Origin of the sequence: Paenibacillus agaridevorans, assembly GCF_003112455.1 — a bacterium.
GTDB lineage: Bacteria > Bacillota > Bacilli > Paenibacillales > Paenibacillaceae > Pristimantibacillus > Pristimantibacillus agaridevorans.
Genome location: NZ_BDQX01000447.1, coordinates 13,259 through 13,629 on the forward strand (window position 1 = coordinate 13,259; position 371 = coordinate 13,629).

The 371-nt window shown below is 65.5% G+C and carries 1 protein-coding gene; it reads left to right on the forward strand.

Annotation, left to right across the window (positions count from 1 at the left end):
- Window positions 1-371, forward strand: a 371-nt coding sequence (locus PAT3040_RS39365) for a family 43 glycosylhydrolase (protein ID WP_373863999.1), incomplete at both ends; no start/stop codon positions are given.

Below are 371 nucleotides of genomic sequence, written 5' to 3' on the forward strand. Positions count from 1 at the left end.
TACGGCCCGGGGCACAACTCGTTCGTGAAGTCGCCCGACGGCACGGAGGATTGGATCGTGTACCATGCGACGAGCGGCATTGCCGACGGCTGGAATAATCGGAGGGCGCGCGCGCAGCTCGTGTTATGGGGCGAGAATGGATTGCCGAGCTTCGGGAAGCCGTTGTCTACGGATACCGCGATTCCGGTTCCTTCCGGCAGCGGTATCTTCCTGGCCGAACACGCGGGAACGGCGGAAGGCGGCGGTCTGCTCTTTGACAGCTTGCCGCTGGGTGCCGGAGCCGCGCAGCAAACGCCGCTGCTGCTGCATTATCGCAATGCGACCGGCACAGACGCGGCCTTGCGGTTGGAAGCGCACGGCGGCGAGCCGGT